At 69.2% G+C, this 21457-nt stretch carries 19 protein-coding genes and 1 pseudogene; 17 read left to right on the top strand and 3 right to left on the bottom strand.

From position 1 onward, the window contains the following. The first annotated feature begins 87 nt into the window (after positions 1-87). Together D3105_RS00420 and D3105_RS35950 are read left to right on the top strand one after the other, a co-directional pair. Entirely contained in the window at positions 88-279 is a 192-nt protein-coding gene (locus tag D3105_RS00420; RefSeq protein WP_030125631.1) for a hypothetical protein, read from the top strand. A gap of 521 nt (positions 280-800) precedes the next feature. After that, positions 801-932: pseudogene (locus tag D3105_RS35950) on the top strand (DUF5655 domain-containing protein); the annotation flags it as partial. Positions 933-1048: 116 nt separating this feature from the next. On the opposite strand, the gene D3105_RS00410 reads toward D3105_RS35950, so the two are convergent. Next, positions 1049-1795 (bottom strand): DNA-methyltransferase, encoded by a 747-nt coding sequence (locus D3105_RS00410; protein WP_118899016.1) that lies wholly within the window; start codon positions 1793-1795, stop codon positions 1049-1051. 577 nt (positions 1796-2372) lie between these two features. Here D3105_RS00410 and D3105_RS00405 point away from each other — a divergent pair. The 10 genes from D3105_RS00405 (at position 2373) to D3105_RS00360 (ending at position 11898) form a co-directional block, all read left to right on the top strand. Then, positions 2373-3494: a C40 family peptidase gene (locus D3105_RS00405; RefSeq protein WP_118899015.1), complete on the top strand. Its 1122-nt coding sequence runs from the start codon at positions 2373-2375 to the stop codon at positions 3492-3494. An 88-nt stretch (positions 3495-3582) separates the two neighbouring features. Beyond that, on the top strand, positions 3583-3891 hold the full coding sequence (locus tag D3105_RS00400; RefSeq protein ID WP_023421641.1) for a DUF6112 family protein: 309 nt from the start codon (positions 3583-3585) through the stop codon (positions 3889-3891). After that, entirely contained in the window at positions 3891-4571 is a 681-nt protein-coding gene (locus D3105_RS00395) for a hypothetical protein (RefSeq protein WP_118899014.1), read from the top strand. The genes D3105_RS00400 and D3105_RS00395 overlap by 1 nt, the downstream gene beginning before the upstream one ends. A 28-nt stretch (positions 4572-4599) precedes the next feature. After that, the gene (locus D3105_RS00390) at positions 4600-6009 is read left to right on the top strand and encodes an SCO6881 family protein (RefSeq protein WP_118899013.1); all 1410 of its coding nucleotides are present in this window, start codon (positions 4600-4602) and stop codon (positions 6007-6009) included. Positions 6010-6140: 131 nt separating this feature from the next. Further along, complete coding sequence (locus D3105_RS00385) at positions 6141-7607, top strand: SCO6880 family protein (RefSeq protein ID WP_118899012.1); 1467 nt, start codon at positions 6141-6143, stop codon at positions 7605-7607. Between the two features lie 25 nt (positions 7608-7632). After that, complete coding sequence (locus tag D3105_RS00380; protein WP_118899011.1) at positions 7633-8085, top strand: DUF6238 family protein; 453 nt, start codon at positions 7633-7635, stop codon at positions 8083-8085. A gap of 25 nt (positions 8086-8110) precedes the next feature. After that, complete coding sequence (locus D3105_RS00375; RefSeq protein ID WP_165890940.1) at positions 8111-9616, top strand: ATP-binding protein; 1506 nt, start codon at positions 8111-8113, stop codon at positions 9614-9616. A 32-nt stretch (positions 9617-9648) separates the two neighbouring features. Next, positions 9649-10344 (top strand): hypothetical protein, encoded by a 696-nt coding sequence (locus D3105_RS00370; RefSeq protein ID WP_240646751.1) that lies wholly within the window; start codon positions 9649-9651, stop codon positions 10342-10344. A gap of 128 nt (positions 10345-10472) precedes the next feature. Beyond that, a complete protein-coding gene (locus D3105_RS00365; protein WP_118899009.1) occupies positions 10473-11036 on the top strand; it encodes a hypothetical protein in 564 nt (187 codons plus the stop codon). Positions 11037-11133: 97 nt separating this feature from the next. Continuing rightward, on the top strand, positions 11134-11898 hold the full coding sequence (locus D3105_RS00360) for a hypothetical protein (RefSeq protein ID WP_118899008.1): 765 nt from the start codon (positions 11134-11136) through the stop codon (positions 11896-11898). Positions 11899-12399: 501 nt separating this feature from the next. Here the strand turns inward: D3105_RS00360 and D3105_RS00350 are convergent. Then, the gene (locus D3105_RS00350) at positions 12400-13476 is read right to left on the bottom strand and encodes an oxygenase MpaB family protein (RefSeq protein WP_240646750.1); all 1077 of its coding nucleotides are present in this window, start codon (positions 13474-13476) and stop codon (positions 12400-12402) included. Positions 13477-14068: 592 nt separating this feature from the next. On the opposite strand from D3105_RS00350, the gene D3105_RS00345 reads away from it, so the two are divergent. After that, positions 14069-14662, top strand: a complete 594-nt coding sequence (locus D3105_RS00345) for an RICIN domain-containing protein (RefSeq protein WP_206272596.1) — start codon at positions 14069-14071, stop codon at positions 14660-14662. 598 nt (positions 14663-15260) lie between these two features. Next, positions 15261-16952: a hydroxysqualene dehydroxylase gene (locus D3105_RS00340; RefSeq protein WP_133305669.1), complete on the top strand. Its 1692-nt coding sequence runs from the start codon at positions 15261-15263 to the stop codon at positions 16950-16952. Here the strand turns inward: D3105_RS00340 and D3105_RS00335 are convergent. Then, complete coding sequence (locus D3105_RS00335) at positions 16936-17961, bottom strand: polyprenyl synthetase family protein (RefSeq protein ID WP_165890939.1); 1026 nt, start codon at positions 17959-17961, stop codon at positions 16936-16938. The genes D3105_RS00340 and D3105_RS00335 overlap by 17 nt on opposite strands. Positions 17962-18172: 211 nt before the next feature. Between D3105_RS00335 and D3105_RS00330 the strand changes: the two genes are divergently transcribed. The 3 genes from D3105_RS00330 (at position 18173) to D3105_RS00320 (ending at position 21303) form a co-directional block, all read left to right on the top strand. After that, entirely contained in the window at positions 18173-19390 is a 1218-nt protein-coding gene (locus D3105_RS00330; RefSeq protein ID WP_118899003.1) for a low temperature requirement protein A, read from the top strand. 384 nt (positions 19391-19774) lie between these two features. Further along, positions 19775-20197 (top strand): carbohydrate-binding protein, encoded by a 423-nt coding sequence (locus D3105_RS00325; protein ID WP_118899002.1) that lies wholly within the window; start codon positions 19775-19777, stop codon positions 20195-20197. A 143-nt stretch (positions 20198-20340) separates the two neighbouring features. Beyond that, a complete protein-coding gene (locus D3105_RS00320; protein WP_165890938.1) occupies positions 20341-21303 on the top strand; it encodes an IS481 family transposase in 963 nt (320 codons plus the stop codon). Positions 21304-21457 lie beyond the last annotated feature (154 nt).

The raw sequence follows: 21457 nt of genomic DNA, 5'->3' as shown, positions 1-21457 counted from the left end.
CAAGTATGGCCGATGCGGCTTGGACCTGATCCTGGGGCGCAGATCCGTGCCCCAGCCTCGCTCCGAGTGCTGTGGAAGACTGCTGCCATGCTGCGCGAACCAACTGAACTGGAGATCGGCGAGGACGGCCGACTCGAGCTTCCCATAGGAGTCCTTGCCGAGGCCGGGCTGAACCCTGGAGCTCGCATCGTTGCGTACAGCGCTGGCGACGGCCGGATCGTGCTCCGTAGGGCAGAGGATGCGCTCACCGAGTTGGTGACCACAGGTTCTTTGACCTGACGCTTCGGGGATGCCGAGTTGACGATCTTCTGCTGCCATCGGTGGACTGGCTGGCCTCAGGGCCAGCCGCCAAGAGCCCTGGTCCGTGCAATGGCCCGTAGCCGCGATCCGCGCGGGTTCGAACGCTTTCGGAACCTGGGCGCTTCAGTTGAGGACGTACGATCGGGCGCCGTCAGCGCGGCTTTCTGCAGCAACGCCCTCACCCTCGCGGCCAAGGGCCACAGGCTGACCGAGATCACCGTCGGCAACGTCCTGGGATCTTCAAGGCTCAGGCCACGGCCTCAAGCGGATGAATGCGGGGACGGAAGTGTTCTACCGGCTGCTGCACCAGCTCGTCCGCTAGGAGATGATGCCCCACAGGATCTGCGCGAGGCCCGCAACCGAGGACAGCGGGCCCCTAAGGAACTGGTCGACCGCTACGGGCTGTGCTGCCGCCCCCCTCCGTGCCCTGCTGGTGGACGGGAGCGGGCAACAGTGTTCCGGCGACTTCGTCGCCGGAGTGTCTACGGGGCCTATACGCCCCGGACTCGGTCAAGCTGGAGGAGGGCTTCACCCGGGACATGCGCGGTATCGGGCACCTCGGGACCGGCGACCTGGAGGTCCGTGTCGTCTCGGCGGCCGACTTGGAGAAGGCGGCGCCGCTGATCCGGCGGCGCTCGAGGCGGCCTGAGGTAACAGGAGGGGCGGCTGGTGCATCGGTTGGTCGATGCTCCAGCCGCCCCTCTGGCGTCTGTGGGCCGCCGACCCTGGCCTCTCTTCGCTTTCACGCTCATGCCTCCGGTCCGGCCAGCTCGAATTCGTCCTTCGTCAGTTCGGCCCGCAGCCGCTCCTCGGCGACGTCGGCGTAGTGCGCGGACAGCTCGACGCCCACGAAGCGGCGTCCCTCGCGCAGGGCCGCGACCCCGGTGGAGCCGCTGCCGGTGAACGGGTCGAGGACGGTGCCACCCTCGGGGCAAACCTGGACGAGCTGCTGCATGACCTCGACCGGCTTCTGGGTGATGTGAACCCGGCCCTTGCGGGGCTGGGAGGCGATGTAGTGCCCCGGCAGGTAGAGGTCACGGGTGTTGTCCAGGGAGCCCTTGACGCCCCAGATGATGAACTCCGAGTCCTGCTTCGGTCCGCCCTTGCGGGGCCGGCTGGACGGCTTGATCCACGGAATCGTGCCGCTCCAGGTCCACCCCGCCATCTGCAGCGCGTCGGAGGTGGTCGGCTCCTGTCGCCAGTCGGTGAAGACCATCGCGACCGCGTGCTCGGCCGAGGCCCGGTACGCCTCGGTGAGGAGTTCGGTGAGCCAGGAGCGGTAGGAGCGCTGGTCGCGGTTCTCGCCCGGGAAGTCGGCGAGGTCGTGCGCCGAGTTGCTCGTGACGTACTTGGCGCGGGCGGTACGGCCGGTTCGGTCGGAGCTGGTGCGGCCCCCGGAGTTGTACGGCGGATCGGTGATCACCGCCTGGACGCTCTCGTCCGGGAGGGACTTCAGGACGGTCAGGGCGTCGCCTCGGTGCAGCGTGTAGCTCATTGGGGCCTCTTCTCGGGCGCGGCGGAGTCTTGACCTGCTCCGGGCAGCGCTCAACGGCGTGCATCCGGTGCGAGGTTGCAGCGGAGGTTAACGGCGAATTCCAGCCACACCTAACGAGGTGGCTCACCGCTTCGGATCCTTGGACGGCAGTCGTTTGGTGCGGCCGGGATCCCGTTCTACTGTCTCGCCGTGCCACCGGGAAGGGAGCGCCGCTCCACCCCCGTTGAGCTGTGCGTATCCGTGCTGTCCCGTCCAATCGAGCAGCGTCGGAGGCATGTTGCCCATCGTCCGCGAGTGCCGTGAGGAGGCTCCTGTGCATTGCCTGAGATTACGAGCGCGGCTGGCTGCCGCGCGTGACCTGAAACCGGCGTCCGGGAGCTACCAACTCCTCTGACCCGGGCCCGCCGAGAGGCGGATGCACATCGGCGCGGTGCCGACGGCTTTGCACGAGAAGTCGGCACCGCGCCTCCTACGAACACCGAGGAGCCGCTGCGATGCAGCATGCCCTGACACACCCGCGCCCCGACCCACCTCTGTCATTTGGTTCGCACCGCCGTCGCGCTGAGCGGCAGCGGCCGTGAAGAAGACGACGGGAGCCCTCGTCGGTCTGTGCGCTGCCGGACCACTGCTGCTGGCGCAGCCGATCCTTGGAATCGGTGCCGGGACCGCCTCGGCCTCGTGCTCGACCGGCGGCTCACAGGGTGTGGACGCCTCCGCCGTCGCCAAGCAGGTGAAGGTCATTCTGGAAGGCGGCGACAACGGCTCGGTCTCCGTGCCGGGCTTGGACGCGCCTGCCGACCAGGTGCCCAATGCCAAGACGATCCAGGCCACGGGCGTCGCGATGAACATCCCCGCCCGAGGGCAGGTCGTCGCCCTGGCGACCGCTCTGCAGGAGAGCGGCCTGCGGAACCTGACCTACGGCGACCGCGATTCGCTGGGGCTCTTCCAGCAGCGGCCGTCGATGGGCTGGGGCTCGGCCAGCCAGATCCTTGACCCGGTGCACGCCTCGACGAAGTTCTACGAGGGGCTCAAGAAGGTCTCCGGGTGGCAGTCCCTGTCTGTCACCCAGGCCGCCCAGGCGGTGCAGAAGTCGGGCTTCCCCGAGGCGTACGCCAAGTGGGAGCCGCTGGCCACCGCCCTGCAGAAGGCCGGCGGTGCATCGCCGAGTCCGTCGCCATCCGGCTCTGCCGACACCGGCAGCTCCTCTCCCGATTCCGCGGGGGGTTGTTCGGCGGACGGCGACGGGGCGGACTTCGGGACCATCCCGGCGGGCGCGTTGCCAGAGGAGTACAAGATTCCCGCCTCCGCGCCGCCGAAGGTGCAGACGGCGATCCGGTGGGCGCTCGGCCAGCTCGGCACTCCGTATCAGTGGGGCGGCACTTGCACCGACTCCCACGGCAAGAACCCGATGGGCCGCTGCGACTGCTCCTCCCTGATGCAGGGCGCGTACAAGGCCGCCGGGGTCACCCTGACGCGGACCACGTACACGCAGGTCAAGGACGGCAAGGCCGTCTCGTTCGATGCCCTCAAGCCGGGCGACCTCCTCTTCACCGAGGGGGCGGCCGCCGTACCGGAACACGTCGGGATGGCGATCGGGCAGGGCCTGATCGTCCACGCCCCGCACACCGGTGACGTCGTACGGATCGCCACCGTCGCGTCCTGGAAATCGCGGATTCTCGCGGCCCGCCGAGTCGTCTGACCGGCGCTCCTCTCCTCCTCGCCTCCCCCTCGCACCACTGGTTAGCCCCGCCGGGCTTTGGCGTGCGTTCATTCAAACTGGAGTTCCCATGTATCTCGCTGACCAGGTCATACAGCTCGCATACGACCCCGGAATCAAGCCGAACGAGGGCGGGCTCCCTGGCCTCAACGTCCTCAAGCAGGTAATGGGCTCGATCAACCTCTTCGGGCTCATCGCCGTGGTCGGCGCCCTCGCCGTCAGTGCGGGCGTGTGGGCCTGGGGTCACCACTCGGGCGGCCACCAGGCCGAGGCGAACGGGAAGAAGGGCGTGCTGGTCAGCGCCGGCGCGGCCCTTCTGCTCGGCGCGGCCAACGGCGTGGTCGCCTTCTTCTCGACGCTCGGGACGCAGGTCCACTGATGGCTCAGCACTCCACCCACCCCGGCGGCGCATCTCGCGTGCGCCGCCGGGCGCTGCTCGGCACCGCCATCCTGACGGTCCTCGTCGCCCTCGCCGGCCTGGCCGCCTACCTCACCCGCGAGGGCCGAAGCCCCTCCGACACTGCCGCGCCACCGCCGAGTTCGCCCACGGCGTCCCCGCCGTCCGCGGCACCGTCCGGGCCGCACACCCGGCCCCGCGCTCTCCCCGTTCCACCGAAAACCCACGACCCGATCACGTACGGCAAGGCCGCCGCAGCAGCGCTGTGGTCGTACGACACCCGCGCGTACTCACAGCCCGAGCTGCGCAAGGCGCTGCGCGGCTGGCTGACCACGGAGTCGAAATACGCCGACCCGGCCTCCGTCGACCAGGCGGTCCCCTCGGCCGTGCTGTGGAAGGAGATGGCGGCCAACAAGCAGGTCGCCACCGCCAAGATCAACGAGGGGCACTTCCCGCACGCCTTCACCCAGGCCCTCCAGGACGACCCCGGGGCAATCACCCAGGCGTACGTCTACGCCGTCACGGTCTCCGGCAAGCAGTCGATTCGCTGGAAGGGCTCGGCCGCCGGTGGCGCGGAGAGCCGTTCCACCACCCTCGCGGTCCAGTGTCGACCCAACCACCCTTGCGCCCTGGTCGGCGTCATGCCGTCCGTCGCTCCCTGACCCTCGCCCCAGAACGGAGGTACGACCTATGGGAGTCTGCGACTTCCCGCTGATGGACAAGGTGTGCGGCGCTGTCGACTTCGCCACCAACCCCGCCGGCACCGTCACCGACGGTCTCGGCGCGTGGATCGCGAAGTCGGCGGGCGAGCTGGCGTCCAGCGCGGCCGACCTGGCCGCCAAGGCCGTCAACAAGACGACGGCCATCGACCTCAACGCCGGGTGGTTCCGGGACAACTACGAGTTGCTGCTGCCCATCGGCCTCGCCCTGACCGTCGGCATCTTCTGCATCCAGCTCATGACCGCGGCCTGGCGCCGAGACGAACGTGCCCTCGCCAAAGCGGCGTTCGGCACCATGACCGGAGTCCTGTTCAGCTTCTCCGCCATCGCCTTCACCACCGTCGCCATCACCGTCGTGGACGCGCTGTCCGACGGCCTCTTCAAAGCCGCCAACACCTCGATCGACGACGCGATCCGCCGCGTGATCAAGGTTGACCAGATGGGGGCCATGTACGGCCTCGGCTGGGGTGTCCCTTCCTTGGTCGCCTTCGGGTGCGCGATCGGCGCCTTCCTCTACTGGGGCGTGATGGTCGCCCGCAAGGTTGGCGTCCTGATCATGGTCGCGCTCGCGGTGTTCGCCGGGGCGGGCGGCGGCTGGGAGGTCGCGAAGCGGTGGCGGCGCGGCTGGATCGAGGCCACCGGCACCTTGATCGTCTCCAAGCTCCTGATGACCGTCGTCTTCCTCATCGGCGTCTCCGCCATGGGCAAGAGCGATGCCAGCGACGGGATGTCAGCCCTGTCCGACGCGATGGCCGGCATCGTCGTGATGGTGTTGGTGCTGCTCTGCCCCTACGCGACGTACAAGTTCGTCCACTGGGCGAGTGACGGCGGCGGCCACGACGACATGCACCGCACCGGTGTCGCTGGCATGGCGGTCGCCGCAGGAGCCGCGAAGACCGCAGGCAGTCTCGCACTGCAGGCCGGTACCGGCGCCCCCGCTCCGCAGGGTCCGAACCAGGTCCCGGGCGCGGGGACCGATGGTGTCGCCTCCGGCATCAACCCCTCCGGCGGCACCCTCAGCAAGGAGGGCATCGACGCCGGGCCACCCACGCAGCAGACCCGCTTCCGGTACGGCGAAGACCCGAACGCGTCCGGCGACAAGGGCCGGGCACTGATCCAGCGCCCCGGGATCCCGCCGCTGATCACACGTCCTGGCGAGGGCGAACCGGAAGGGTCCGAATCGACTGCCCAAGGCGTTGCGGGCGGCTCCGGTCACCTTGCAGCCGCATCGGCTCCGGGCGGCGACATGACCTCCATGCCGCCGGCCGACCCCGGACCTTCGGCCTCGGGCACTCCGGCGTCCGGGTCCGGTCCGTCGGCCACCGGCTCCGCGACGCCGACGAACTGGGTGTATCCCACCCAGCCGCCGTCGGGTTCCTGACCCACATCCCCGGGGGCGGGCCGCACTCCACGGCCCGCCCCCGCCTCCCACCAGCAGGAAGGTTTCGCCATGACGTCCAGAAGAGCGCCGCGCGCCCCGTCCTCCGCCCGCTCCCACCGTCTGGAACCACCATGTCCGGCAAGCACCAGTCCTCCACGCCCACCGTGAAGTTTCCCCACCGCAGCAGGCGCGGCGTCCTGCTCGGCCTGACCGTCCCGCAGTTGGTCGTCGCCGGACTCGCCGGCCTTCTCCTTCTCGCCGTGATCCTCGCCCGCGGTGTGGTCGGCGCCCTCCAGCTCATACCGCTGTGGACGGTCATCGCGCTGCTCGTCTTCGTCCGCCACCGAGGCCGTGCTCTGGCGGACTGGGCCCCGATCGTCGTCCGGCACGCGCTGCGCCGGATGCGAGGCCAGCTCGTGTGGCTCACCCGGCCCTCCCGCCGGCCGACCCGCGAGGGACTGCTCCACCTTCCCGGCACCGCTGCCAGCCTGCGCGTGACCACTGCTCCCGACGGCAAGTACGGCGCCGTCCACAACCCGCACACCGGCACGCTGACCGCGGTGGTCAAGGTCTCCTCCCGCGCCTACGCCCTGCTCGACGCGGGCACCCAGCAGGCCAACGTCGGCGGCTGGGGACGCGCGCTGGCAGCTCTCGCCCGTACCGGGCAGATCGCCCGCATCCAGGTGATCGAGCGCACCATCCCCGACTCCGGCGACGCGCTGCGCCGCTACTGGGAAGAGCACGGCCGACCCGACACCCCGATGGCCGGCGCGATCTACAACGAGCTGATCCAGAGCGCCGGTCCCGCAGCCGCCCCGCACGAGGCGTACGTCGCGGTGTCCCTGGACACCAAGGCGGCCCGTCGGCTGATCAACCAGGCCGGCGGCGGTCTCACCGGTGCCTTCAGCGTCCTCACCCAGCTCACCTCCACGTTCGACCAGGCGGCGCGGACCGCCGGTCTCACCCCGACGGGCTGGCTCACCGCCCGCGAGATCGCCGCCGTGGTGCGCACCTCCTACGACCCGAAGGCGCTGGCGACACTCGACCGCTGGTCCACGGCCGGTCGCCCCGAGGCCGAGCCCGCCGCCGCCGGACCCGTCGTGGTCGTCGAGAAGGCGGACCACATCGCCACCGACTCCGCCGTGCACGCCACCTACTGGGTGGAGAACTGGCCGCGCACCGAGACCAGCGCCGGCTTCCTGCACCAGCTCCTGTTCACCGGCGGGGTGCGGCGCACGCTGTCGCTCTCCTACGAGCCGAAGAACCTCGACGCCGCCCTGCGCGACGTGCAGCGCAAGAAGTCCAGCGTGATCGCCGACGCCGCCGAACGGGCCCGGCGCGGCCAGGTCGACTCCGAGGCGGACTCGATCGAGTACCAGGACATCAAGTCCCGCGAACGCCAGCTCATCGCCGGGCACGCCGACGTCGCCCTGACCGGTCTGCTGACCGTCTCGGCCGACACCGAGGACGAGCTGCGCACCGCCTGCGCCGTCGTGGAGACCGCCGCTGTCGGCGCCCAGCTCGATCTCCGGCCGCTGACCTGGCAGCAGGCCGAGGCGTTCACCGCCGCCGCCCTGCCGCTCGCGCTCGCTGCCTGACCCCTCCCTTTGAAAGAGCACCCTCATGTCCCGCACCGCCAGCCCGACCGCGCAGGACTTCGTGCCCTTCGCCACCGCCGCGCTCGACTTTCACCGGGCGCTCAACATCCCGGGCGGCCCGCTGGTCACCAGCCGGGCCGAGCTGGACGCCCTGCACGCCCACCTCGTCTCGCTGTACGGGCTGCTCGACGCCCACACCGGTCGCACCGGGCAGCTCGTCGCGGTCGAGGGCGACCAGCTCCGTACCGCCCGCACCCGCATCTGGCAGGCCGCCGAGCACCTCCACGCCGCCTACCACGCGGCGCCCCGGCCGGACTCCGGCGAGATCCCCGCACCGGAGGCGTGCCAGGCCGGTCTTCCCGAGGGAGCACCGGAGCTGACCATCTGCCAGCGCCACCAGCGCGCCGCTCATCTCGTCCGGCGGCGCACCACCCCGGCCGACCTGCACGCCCCGTTCACCGGCCTCGTCCGCCGCTGACCCACCCCTCACCTGGAGAAACGTCTTGCCCCGTACCCGCGCCAGTGCTTCCCCTCTGTTCGTGCCCCGTAAAACGACACGCGCCCAGCAGCGGGCCGCCCGAGCCGGATTCACCGAAGCCCGCCGCCAGGCACGCCTCGCCGGAAACCCGCCCAAGCACCGCGCCGAGCAGACCCTCGACCCGGATCTGCGGCCCACCTACCCGCTCACCGGTCGCCCCGGTCCGGCCTCCGCCCGCGGTGGCAAGCTCGCCCTGCCCGCCCACCGGATGACCACCGCCACAGCCAGCGGCGCGTACCCGTTCGTGGCCGAGGGCGGCCTTGGTGCCGAAGGGGTGTTCATCGGCCGCGATGTGCACGCGGAGGCGGCCTTCTGCTTCGACCCTTTCTCCCTCTACAACAGCGGCCGGATCGAGGGCTTCACCAACCCCAATGCGGTCCTGGCCGGAGTCATCGGCATGGGCAAGTCGGCGCTGGCGAAATCCATCGCCACCCGATCGATCGCCCACGGCTACCGGATCTACATCCCCTGCGACCCCAAGGGCGAGTGGACCGGTGTCTCGCAGGCCCTCGGCGGCTACAGCATCGCCCTGGGCCCGGGGCTCCCCGGCCGGTTGAACCCGCTGGACGCTCCGGCTCGGCCCGCCTCCGTGAGCGAGGAGGACTGGTTCACGGAGGTTCGCAAGCGCCGTCTGCTGCTGCTGGCCGGCCTCGCCCGCACCGTGCTGAAGCGCGACCTGCTGCCGATGGAGCACACCGCCCTCGACCTGGCCCTGGATCTGGTCGTCGCTGACGCCGCCGCCCGGGGCACGGTGCCGCTGCTCGGCGAGATCGCGCACGTACTCGGCTCCCCCGAACGCCTCGACCAGGCCCTCGGCCACCAGGCGGGGCACCTAGGCTCAGCCGCCCAGGACCTCGCCCACGCCCTGCGACGGCTCGTGCACGGCGACTTGAGCGGCATGTTCGACGCGCCGAGCACCGTGTCGTTCGACCCGACCACACCGATGCTGTCCATCGACCTCTCCCGTCTCGGCGGCTCCGGTGACGACACGGCACTGGTACTCGCGATGACGTGCGCGAGCGCGTGGATGGAGTCAGCCCTCAGTGATCCCGATGGCGGTCGGCGCTGGGTGATCTACGACGAGGCGTGGCGGCTGATGCGGCACGTCGGGCTGCTGGAGCGGATGCAGAGCCAGTGGAAGCTCTCCCGAGGGCTGGGCATCGCGAACCTCATGGTGATCCACCGCCTCAGCGACTTGCTCTCGGCGGGCGACGCCGGCTCACGCGGCCGGGTCCTTGCCGAGGGGCTCCTCGCGGACTGCAGCACGCGCATCATCTACCGCCAGGAGCCCGACCAGCTCGCCGCCGCTGCATCTCTGCTCGGCCTGACCGGCGTCGAGACCCAGGCGGTGTCCGCTCTCACCAAGGGCCGAGGTCTGTGGAAGGTCGCCGGCCGCTCGTTCATCACCCAGCACATCCTCCACCCGGCCGAGCGGGAGCTGTTCGACACAGACGCCCGCATGGCCGCCTAGCCCAACGACCAGCACAACAACGGGAATCGATCATGTCTGCTTCTTCCACTCCTTCCTCCGGTGACAACCAGCCGTCGCAGGCCACCGACCCTTTGGCGTGGCGACGGCACCTCCCGGCACTGGCCTCGGCCGCCGCCGGGATCAACGAGGCGTGCGACGCCTGGGACGCGGTTTCGGACTCCCTCTGCGACGCGGACGGCTGGCCGCTGGACGACAAGGTCTACGGGGACGGAAAGGTCAAGCGGGACGCCGAAGCGTGGAAGCACGCCGAGGTGTTCCTCGACCACGGACCCGAGGTGCTGGCCGGGGTCCGCGCCGCTGCCACCGGCCCCGACTACGTCGAGGGGCCGATCAGTGACGACCTCCGTCGGATACGCGGGATCGACACCATCCTGTTCCGGGCGGAAGAGCTGCGGCACGAATGGGCCGGCGTCATGGCGCTTATGGACGGTTCGCAGCCGAGCGTGCTCCACCTCTACCAGGAGCCTGCCGAGGAGCACCGCAACACCGAAGGCTGGCACTACTCACACGAACTCGGCTCCAAGAGACCGGCGTTGGTGCGCGTCGGCGAATACCTCGCGCCCCGAGCGGACACCGAACGGCCGGCGCAGACCGAGCGGACTCGCGTCGCCCTGACCCGCTCGACGCACAACACCCCTGCCGCATCAGCCCCTTCGCCCCAGGTCCCGTCGGCATCGCATCCGCTGACTCCCGGTCGCTCGCGGTGATCCCTAGCACGCAGTCACGGCAGCGCCAAACTGCCCGATCACCAGATCCTCATGGACCACCGCACTCCTTCAAGCTCCACGCCCGTCGGCTCCCGCCGTGCGGCGGGGCGTTCGCAACGGAGAACCCCATGCACCACGAAACCCCGCCCTCGACCGCCAGGTCCGATCCGCGTCGCCTTCAGGCTGCCCTCTGTTCCGCGCTCGGGCAGCGCGGCCTGGAGGGCACCGTCGAGTACGGCCTGAGCGACTACATCGTCCACGCCGAGCTTCCCGACGGCAGTTCGCTGATCATCTCGCCGCCGCAGGAGCCACCCTCCGAGCACCCCGAGTCCCCGGAAAGCTGGATGGTCACCCGCCACCGGTCCGCCGAGCCCGCCGTCTACGAGGTGATCTACGACTCCGAGCCGGACGGTCCGCATGCGCGCCACGGCGGCAGCGTGCCGGATCTCCTCTCCGCTGTCGACGCCCGCCTGGACCAGCTTGGCGTACCGACACGCCAGGAGCAGGAACGTTCCGGCGAGGCGCGCGCCGCCACCGTGCTCCCGCCCGACTCCGCTCCATCCCGGGCGAGGGTCGCTCTCGCCTCTTCGCCGTCGGTCGGCCAGCGCCTGCTCCCGACCGGTCCGCCGCCGGAGTCTTCCGCGCGGGCCGCGCCGCCGCCGGCTAGTTCCTCATCCGCTCCCCGGCTCTGACCGACCGCGATCCAGGAGTCCTCCGTGCACCGCACCCTCAGAACTGATCCGCCCGTCGCCCGCACCTGTAACCGCACCCGCCTCGGATGGATCTGCCATGCCCAGCCACTACGACGTGCTGCCCGACCTGGCCTTCGGCCACCACCCCGTCCACGGCATCGTCGCCGCGAACCCGAAGAACCTCGCGGCCAGCACCTGGATGCTCAAGGAATTCGACTTCCATCCCGTCCCAGACCAGCCGACGTTGTACGCGCTGGCCGACCAGAACCGTGACGGACACGGCCGTACGAGCCGGGCCATCGAGCTGCTGCGCAAGGCCGGCTACCAGGTCGATGTCGACGCCGCGCTTGACCCGGCACTGGTGCCCGAAACGGCACAGGTACGCGACCGCGGTCCGCTTGGCGAACCAGACGTCGCCTTCGCCGATCACCCGCAGCTCGGCATCGTTGCAGCCCTCGACGACCGTGTCTCCGGCCTCAGCGGGCTCGCGCTGGTGGAGGACGGCTGGCGGCACAACTCGAGCCTGGACATCTACACGCTCCCCGCGACCACCGATCGCGTCGAGGCGCTGGGGAAAGTCGCCGACGCCACGGTGGCCTTGCACCGTTCGGGGCTGCAAGTCGCGGTGCAGCCCCGCCTCGCTCAAGAGGTGACGGCCCGGCCCCGCCCTGCCGCGGCGCCGACCGCCGCGCGGGAGCGAGGCCATGGTCCGGCTCGCGCGTCTCCGTTGAGCGCCGCCGCGCTCGCCGCCAGCCCGGCCCGCGCTGGTATCCCCGGCAGGGCGCCGGTCCCCGCCTCCGCCGTCACCACAGCAGCGGTCCGGCCGGTTGACCCCCGCGTCGCGTACTCCCGCGACCGCTGATCCAACTCCTCAAGGAGGCCCTTCCATGGCCGTGAAGACGATCTGGCCCATCGACCACACCTGCGGTCACCATGCCGACCGCGACTTGTCCGACCGGCCGGCCGCCGCGCAGGCTTCGCCGAATGGCTCGCCAGGCAGGAGTGCACGGACTGCTGGCGCGCCTCGAACGAGGGCGACGAGCAGGACAAGGCCACCTGGCTCAAGGCGAAGCGCGCCGAGGAGCAGACGGCGTCCGAAGCCTGGTCCGAGCAGTACCGGATGCCTCCCCTGGAGGGGACCGAGCGGGCCGTTCCCAGGGGCGTGCGCTGTCGTCACCAGATCCTGGCCAATGCCTACACCGCGCTGGTCACCGAAGGCTTCTCTGTCAAGTTCAGCGTGTTGAGCTGAACTGGGGCAGAGGGTTCAGTTGCCTCCGCCCTGAGCCTGTGTGAGAAGCCGCAGCCGCCAAGCGCGCGATACTCCAGTGCGCTTGGCGGCTCCATTAGGCCGTACGACCGGTGGTCAGCGGTTGTCGTCGAGTTCCTGGTGCATCTGAGGCTGGTCGTCCTGGTCGTGGGTGAGTGCGTACTGCTCGATCTCGTTGAACGCCTTCGAGGCGACTCCCAGGAGGTCCTTGTAGGGGTTGACCCCGACGGTCCGCTGGGCGGCTCCGCCGAAGAGGCCGCCGGCCGTTCCGCTGACGAGGCCGTGGCCCGCAGCGAGCGGCTTGCCCGCGAGGTCGAGGGCGCTCTTGGGCAAGCCGGCCATGTCCGCGTACTTGTCGGTGAGCGCAACGCGGGTCAGCGCGATGTAGGAGTCACTGGCTCCGGGCTTCAGGAGGTCGCGGTAGAACTTGATGGCCTGGGCGGTCATGAAGACACCGTCGTCAGTCCTCTTCCACTCCGTCTCCCGCTCCTGGTTCCACAGCCGCTCGGCCTCGTCGGCGTCCTTGGGAAGCTGCCACTTCTCCGGCGTGCCGAGGTAGTGGTTGACGTAGTGCCAGGCGCACATGAAGCCGCGGGCGTCGTCGGCGGAGACATCGATGCCGAGGTTCCTCATGCCCTGCAGGATCTGGGTGCTGAAGACGCAGGCGGCGCCGGTGGTGTACTTCTGGGAGACCGGCTCGCCCCACTTGCCGTAGTCCCACTGGCCGCTCTGCTTGTGCAGTTGCCTGACCGAGGCGTGCACAAGGCGCACCTTCGTCACGGTGGCGGCCAGGGTCCCGTCGCGCATGGCGTTCTTGTTGCCCATGTCGATGAACAGACGGGAGGACTGCGACAGCCTTCGGCCCGGTCCCTCGACACCTCCGAGGCGGCCGGTGGAGCGCAGGGTGAATGCCCCGGTGGGTGCGAGGTAGGTGCCGATGAGGCCGACGGTGCCCTGCAGCATCGAGGCGGTTCCGTGGTGGTGGCCGAAGAAGCCCTCGGCGGCCTTGACGTCTGCCTCGCTCCAGTCCGGCGGTGGGGTGGATGCCTCCCGCAAGAACTGGGCCAGTCGATCGGGAAGCCGCGACAAATCCGTGTCGGGCTTGAGCGTTCCGATCGTCCGGAAGAGGGCGTTGATCCCGTCGACCTCCCTGTTCTCGAGGAGATCGGCCACCAATGCATCAGCCGCAGGATCTCCGACCTTGCTCGCAGCCTCCAACTCAGCTGCAACCGTTGCCGATGTCAACGCCATAGCAATACTCCTCGATATTCATCCAACTGACCATGCAATGGGTGACCTGCGCACAGACGCACTCCCGCCCAGGGGGCGCCCCTTGGTGCTGCGCGAGAAGACCCTGGATTGCCGCTCTCGCACAGGGAGGCCCATCGTGCGGGCTGCTCGATGGGCATGAATGAGAAGGACTCGTGCGGCAAGATCACTTCACTTCGATCTTGCCGCAATCGTCGCCTCGAATTGGTCACCCAATAGGAGTAAGGGGGCGTGCGCCCCGCGTGAATCAGGGAGTGCGCGGAGACTGTCGTTTCGGTCGGTGGCGTGTTGCGCTGCGCGTGTTATCAGGCCGCAGCCGGGTGACTGCCGGGTTGGCGAAGCCCCTCCAGCGGGTGGCGTCCATACGTCTTCCTCCAAGCCGCGGTGGCATCCTGCTTGTCAGGTTGGGCCAGTAGCAGCACGCCGTCCGCCGTGGAGAGCTCCGAGCCGGACAGCGGCACCGGTCCACCCCGGATAGCTGGCTCTCCTCGATCGGGTGATCATCTTCCGAAAAAACGGTTTGGCACAAATCTGGCCCGTCAAGATCGCCCGTATGACTATCCGTCGCTGGGCCGCTGCCGCGGCCGCTATCTTTTCCGTCGCAGTCCTGACAGGGTCCGCTCAAGCCGCACCCACCGCCGCCCCCGTCCCCTCGGGGCCTGTTGTCATCACCAACGACGCCCACACCAACTACCTGGTCCCTGACGACACGGTCGGCAACGCCGGCACCTTCCTGCAGGTCTACTACCGGCACGACCATCCCTTCCCGCGCACATTCCTGTTCGAGCAGGTGAACGGGCGTCCCGGAATCTTCCACTGGAAGAGCGCCCGAACTGGGAACTGCGCCGACGCCAAGGCCGGAGAGCCGGGGGGCTCGGTGTACCTGGCTGCGTGCACGACGAACAAGTCCCAATGGTGGATCCTCAGGTCCACCGACGAGAGCCCTGCACGGTGGGTTCTGTCGCCCTTCCTGAACGAGGACGTTGCCGTCACCGGCCTCTTCGGGGACGACAACTACGCACCGCTGCGTGAACTGCCCAACCCCAACTCCCCGACCACTTCGCAGATGTGGCACTTCACCCGGCAGTGATTGCGTTGTCCTTCGGTGCTGCGTTCCGCGCAGGGCTCCGCCCCGCCCTACGGCAAGCCCTGCGCGGGAAGCCGGTGGCGGAGAGGCACGGTGATCAGCTGCCGGATGTAGGCCGCCGACGGCACGTGGGAATGGGTCCTGACCTCGAAGTCTCCTGACGGTCTACCGACAGGGTCGGTGGACCGACTTCGTACTGTGGGCCGAGGCTGCACAGGCCGAGAGCCCGACTGCCGCCCCGAGGTGGCAAGCCCCTGTGCCAGCCGAGGCGGTCCCCCTTCACCACGTAACTGATTCACAGAGGCGACGAGACTGCTGTTGCGGCAAGCCCACCCCACGGGCCCGTAAGTTCGGGCAGGGCCGACTTTCGGTCGAAACGGTGATGATGCCGGAGGTCGTCCAGAGCTGTTGGAGCCCACCGGGGCGTGTGCGGTCCGTCGTTGGCGGCGGTGATATCGAGCGGGCCAAGCCCGGGGCCGCTGAGGCGCCGAGGCTGAGAGGGGAGGCTCGTCCGTGACGCAAAGCAGATTAATGATCTACTCGTCGTCACTGGGTGGAGAGGGTCCCGCTGTCGCTGGAGGCCCCGGTAGAGGATGTGGTGGTGTCAGTGGGGCGGGGCTTGCGGGTCGCGGTGCTGGGTGGTGGCGTGGCCGGGTTGACGGCGGCGATGGAGCTGGCGGAGCGCGGCTTCGAGGTGACGGTGGTGGAGCCGGCCGGTTGGGGTGGCAAGGCCCGCAGTGCGTGGGTGGCGGGGACGGGCCGCGGCGGGCGGTTGGACCTGCCCAGTGAGCACGGGTTTAGGTTCTTCCCCGGGTTCTACCGGAGTCTGCCGGACACTTTGCGCCGGATCCCGGTCGACGGCAGCGCGGAAGGGGTGGCGGGGAATCTGCGGGAGGCGACGCAGATGCTTTCCGCGCGCTCGGGCCGGGTGGGTGAGCGGGTCACCGATGTGTCCGTGGCTGCGGGGGCTCGGACTCCGATGGAGTTCCTGCGTGCTGTCGGGTTGGAGGCGGGTGGCAGGGGGCTGACGAGCGAGGAGCTGCTGTACTTCGCGAACCGGATGCTCGTCTACATGACGAGCAGTGATGAGCGGCGGCTGGGCCAGTGGGAGTCGACCTCGTGGTGGGACTTCGCCGCGGCCGACGGCGCCTCCGAGGAGTACATCAAGGCGTGTGTGGTGGGCGCGACCCGCACGGTGGTCGCGGCGCGGGCCGAGGTCTGCAGTGCGCATACGGTCGGTGGGTTTCTCGAGGCTTTCAGTTACGGGTTTCTCGGCAGGGGCGAGGAACTGCATCCCGCGGACCGGGTCCTCAACGGCCCCACCAGCACAGCCTGGATCGACCCGTGGATCCGTCATCTGGCGTCCCTGGGCGTGCGGCTGGAACTGGGATGGGGGGTCGAGCGGCTGGCCCTGAGCGGTCGCCGTGTCACCGGGGTCCAACTGCGTGGTCCGGCCGGCCAGCTGCGGGAGCTGGAAGCTGACTGGTATGTCTGCGCGCTGCCGGTCCATCGCATCGGCTCTCTGCTGGACCGCGGGCTGGCGGAGGCCGACGTTGAGCTCAAGAGTGTGACGGGCCTGCACACGGACTGGATGGTCGGCATGCAGTTCTACCTGACCCAGCCGGTGCCGGTCACCCATGGCCATGTCCTGTTCCTGGACTCTCCCTGGGCGCTCACCTCGATCAGCCAGGCCCAGTTCTGGGACGGTGACTTCCCGGCCACCTACGGGGACGGGACGGTGGCCGACTGCCTGTCGGTGGACATCTCCTCCTGGGACACCCCGGGCATCCTGTACGGCAAACCGGCCCGCGAGTGCAGCCGGGCGGAGATCGCGGCCGAAGTCTGGGCGCAGCTGTGCGACGGGCTCAACGGAGCTGGTCGAACCCGGCTGCACGAGGGGTTGCTGCACTCGTGGGAGCTGGATCCGGCAGTGCGGAACCTTGACGGGCCGGGGCCGGCCGTCAACGACGAGCCGCTGCTGATCAACACCACCGGTTCCTGGACGGCGCGCCCGCGAGCGGTGACGGCGGCAGCGAACCTGTTCATGGCCGGGGACTACGTGCGCTCCCCCGTGAACCTGGCGACGATGGAAGGCGCGAACCAGGCCGCCCGCCTCGCCGTGAACGCCCTGCTGGAGGCGGCCGGTGGCGCCGGGGTTCCCGCGGCCGTGCACACCCTGCACCAACCCGGGGAACTGCGCAGGCTCAAGGAGGTGGACGCCGAGCTGTTCGGTCAGGGGCGGGCTCACATCATGGACGGGCTGCCGCCGTGGAAGGTCAGTGCACGCGTCTGATCACGACCGTGCACAGAGCTTCGAGGTCGTGGAGCGCTTCGGGTACTGCTGTGAGGCGGGTCAGCCGTTCGCGTGCGGCTGTCGCATGCTGGGCGGCGCGGTCGCTGGTCCAGGCCCGGCCACCCGCCTCCTCGACCAGGCGGGCGAGGCCGGCCGTATCGCCCCCGGGCTGCGCGTAGAGGCGGGCGAGTTCGTCGCCGGCCGGGGTCGCGGATGCAAGTGCGGCGACCACGGGCACCGACATCTTGCGGTTGCTCAGATCGTTGAAAACGGGCTTTCCGGTCACTGCCGGGTCGCCCCAGATACCGAGCAGGTCGTCCACGAGCTGGAAGGCCATGCCGAGGTCGTGCCCGAACTCTGCCCACTGGGCGCAGACGGCCGGGTCGGCGCCTCCGTAGAGGGCACCCAGTCGGCAGGCGCAAGCGAACAGCGAGGCGGTCTTGCCCGAGACCATCTCCAGACACTCCGCCAAGGTCACCTCAGTCCGGCCTTCGAAGACCAGGTCCAAGCTCTCGCCGACGGCCAGTTGGATCAGCACGTCCACCAGGGCGGCCGACGCCTCACGAGCCACCGGCCCGTCCGGCCCGTCGGCTTCCGACAGGACGTCGAACGCGGTCAGCATCATCGCGTCCGCGGACCGGGCTGCGGACGACGGGCCGAAAATCTGCCACGCGGCCGCACGGTGGCGCCGCACCGTGTCACCGTCCAGAACATCGTCGTAGAGAAGCGACAGGTTGTGCACCATCTCCACAGCCGCGGCCGCCGGCACCGCCCGCCGGTCCACACCTCCCACCGCACGCGCACACGCCAGAGTCAGGGCAGCACGAACGTACTTACCGCCCTGCCGTGCCCCCTCCCCCGACCAGCCGAACTGATAGGCAGCCACCTCAGCAGCGGGCCCCTGAAGTGACCCCACCCACCGTCGCAGCTGCCCTTCGCAAGCATCGCCCGCGCTGCGCAATACCTCATCGACCGCGCCCACCGTCAAGCCCCCTATCGTCAGCTCCACACGAAACCATGCGCCTTTCTGCCCCGGCCGTCGGCGGGCAGGATTCCTCCAGGGGTCCATCATGGCGGGCCCGGCCGGTACATAACGTCGCCGCTGCCCCGGCAGTGCGGTCGGGCGGGCACGAGAGGCGTCAGAAATACTGCTGCACATGAACGAACCCCAACCCACCAGGACGTCCGGCAAGCTCGGACTGTCGCGGCGGCTGGTCCCCATGACCGGCCGTGACCCGGAAGAGCACGGACGGACGGCCTCGCCGCTGGAGCTCTTGTTCGACCTGACCTTCGTGGTCGCCGTCGGCACGGCTGCGTTCCAGTTCGCCGAGATGGTCGCCGAAGGGCATGCCGGCCAGGCGGTCATCGCGTTCGTGCTGGCGATGTTCGCGATCAGCGTCGCCTGGATCAGTTTCAGCTGGTTCGCTTCTGCGTTCGCCACCGACGACTGGCTCTACCGGGTCGTGACGATGCTGCAGATGGCCGGCGTCGTTGTGTTCTCGCTCGGCCTGCCCGCCATGTTCCACTCCGTCGAGGAGGGCGGCCACCTCGAACTACGCGCCATGGTCATCGGCTACGTCGTGATGCGGATCGCGATGGTGTTCCAGTGGTGGCGCGCCGCCCGGGAGGCTCCGTCATTCCACGACGCCTGTATGGCCAACATCCGCTGGACGCTGATCGTCCAGGCCGGGTGGATCGTCGTGGCCTTCGTCCACATGCCGATCGCCGTCGTCTTCGTTGCCTTTGTCATCCTGGGCGCCCTCGAACTCGCCCTGCCGGTGCTTGCGCAGGGCTCCGCGGGTGACACGCCCTGGCACCCGCACCACGTCGCCGAACGGTACGGACTCTTCGCGATCATCGTCCTCGGCGAGGGCGTCGTCGGTACAGTCGCCTCGTCCGGTGATCTCCTGGGCGGCGGGGACAGCACTCAGTGGACCTGGAACGCCATCGCCGTGGTCATCGCTGGTGTGGGCCTGACATTCGGTATGTGGTGGATGTACTTCCTGACGCCGTTCGGCGACATCCTGGTACACCGGCGCAAGCGCGGATACCTCTTCGGCTACGGCCACATCCCCTTGTTCATCGGCGTCGCCGCAGCCGGCGCCGGGCTCCACGTCGCGGGCCTGTACATGGAACATCACGCCAAGATCTCCGGCACCGCCGTCGTCCTCGCTCTCGCACTCCCGGTCGGCCTCTACATGCTCATGATCTACCTCCTGCACACCCTGCTGCTGTCCACGGCCGACCGCTTCCACATCCTTCTGGTCGCCCTCACCATCGCCGTACTGCTTACGGCAGTCCTCCTGGCCGCCGCCGGCGTGGACATCGCGGTATGCCTGCTGGTCGTCATGCTCGCGCCGTTCGTCACCGTGGTCGGCTACGAGACGATCGGACACCGCCATCAGCAGAAGATGCTGCAAGACCTTGATACGCAGTAAGCAGAGCGCCATCTTCACCGGACCATCAACGCGCACAGTATGGGCGGAACAGGCCACACCCCTCACGGCTGCATCGAATGGCCGGACTCTCCCCGGTACGTAGTGAGGAGCGTGGAGGTCGGCTTGGTCTGCCTCGTCCCTTCGGTCGGCAGGCCGAAGGGACGAGCTCGGCGAACGGAAGCACCGACGGCGCTCGCGACTTGGGGCCCTGTCTATCTCGCGGTGAATCCGCTTGCAGGGCTGGTCACGGATCTGCCCGATGACACCGCGTGGCCCAGCGGGCCGCGGGTACGTTTTTCGTGCTTTGGGTGATGGGCTGATCTCGAGCTCATAGATTATGTCTGCTGATACTGCAGTTGGGTCTGCCACTCTCCGGGAGCAAAGATGGAACTGCACCCCCCGTACCACCTGCACGCGACAGATGTCACCGATACGCAGATCAAGCTGGCTTGGAGGCCTGCCAGCGACTCCGTCGACGTCCAGTACGTCGTCTTCCGCGATGGGCTGGAGATCTCCCGGCGCTCCGAGACGACCTTCACCGACAGCAGCCTCACTCCTGACACGGAGTACAGGTACTTCATCGCGTCCACCGACGCCTCGGGCGAATTCTCCGTCCCCTCCGACGTCGCCTCCGTTCGTACCAACGGAGGGGGCCATGCCGTACCTGAATGGGATTCCAACAGCACCTCCTACCAGGTCGGCGACGCAGTGCTCTACAGGGGCAACATCTACCACTGCCTCCAACGGCATACCTCGAACGTCAGCTGGGCCCCTACCGCTGCCGTGACCCTGTGGAAGCGCGCCTAAACCGAGGCATTGGTCAAGGTCGACAGCCGCCTAGGTGTGTTGTCCCGGGACGTTGGTGACACGCGTGCCGGGTTCTTGAAACGGGTGAGGGCCTCCGGGTTCGGTGTGGATTGCGACATCTCAACCGAGATCAGGAGGCCCTCGTGGTCCACCGTAATGCCCCGCTGACCGAGACCGGGAGACTTCGCCTGGCACGCTGCGTCGTCGAGGACGGATGGCCCGTGCGCCGGGCTGCCGAGCGTTTCCAGGTCAGCCACACCACCGCAGCCCGCTGGGCCCGCCGCTACCGGCAGCTCGGCGTCACCGGGATGAGCGACCGCTCCAGCCGCCCGCACCACCAGCCCCGCAGGACCGCGGCCGCCGTCGAGGAGCAGGTGCTGCAGCTGCGACGCGAGCACCGGATCGGGCCGCTACGACTGTCCATCCGATGCGGCATCGCCGCCTCGACCGCCCACCGCATCCTGGTCCGGCACGGCCTGCCGCCCCTGGCCGCCGTGGACCGGGCCACCGGCGAGCCCGTCCGCCGCTACGAACGCGCCCGCCCGGGTGAGCTGGTCCACATCGACGTCAAGAAGCTGGGCCGCATCCCCGACGGCGGCGGTCACAAAGTCCTGGGCCGGGCGGCCGGCAGCCCGAACAAGGACCGCCGCGACGGCGCCGGATACGCCTACCTGCACATCGCACTCGACGACCACACCCGCCTGGCCTACACCGAAGACCTGCCCGACGAGACAGCCCCGACCTGCGCAGGCTTCCTGCAACGGGCCACCGCACACTTCGCTTCCCTCGGCATCACGGTCGAACGCGTCCTGACCGACAACGCCTGGGCCTACAGCAAGAACACCTGGCGCAACACCTGCCGCGACCTGGGCATCCAACCCCGCTGGACACGGCCCTGGCACCCGCAGACCAACGGCAAGGTCGAACGCTTCCACCGCACCCTGCTCGACGAATGGGCCTACCAGAAGCCCTACACCTCAAACCGGGACCGGATGGAAGCATTCACCGACTGGCTGCACTGGTACAACTACTTCCGACCCCACACCGGAATCGGGGGCCAACCACCCGCCAGCCGCGTCACCAACCTGTCCGAACCACACACCTAGCCGCCTGCAAGCCGAGCCTGAGGCCCTGTCCAGAGGCTTCCGCCTCGACCCCGACGCGTGCACGGGGCTGGACCCTCGCATTGGGTCCTGCGCGGTCCGCGGCTCCGATTCCTGCGCGGCGTCGGAGCCGCGTCGGTCTCCCTGGCGCCGAAGG

Origin of the sequence: Streptomyces globisporus (genome assembly GCF_003501885.1) — a bacterium.
GTDB lineage: Bacteria > Actinomycetota > Actinomycetes > Streptomycetales > Streptomycetaceae > Streptomyces > Streptomyces globisporus_D.
This window is presented reverse-complemented; position numbering and strand designations above follow the sequence as displayed.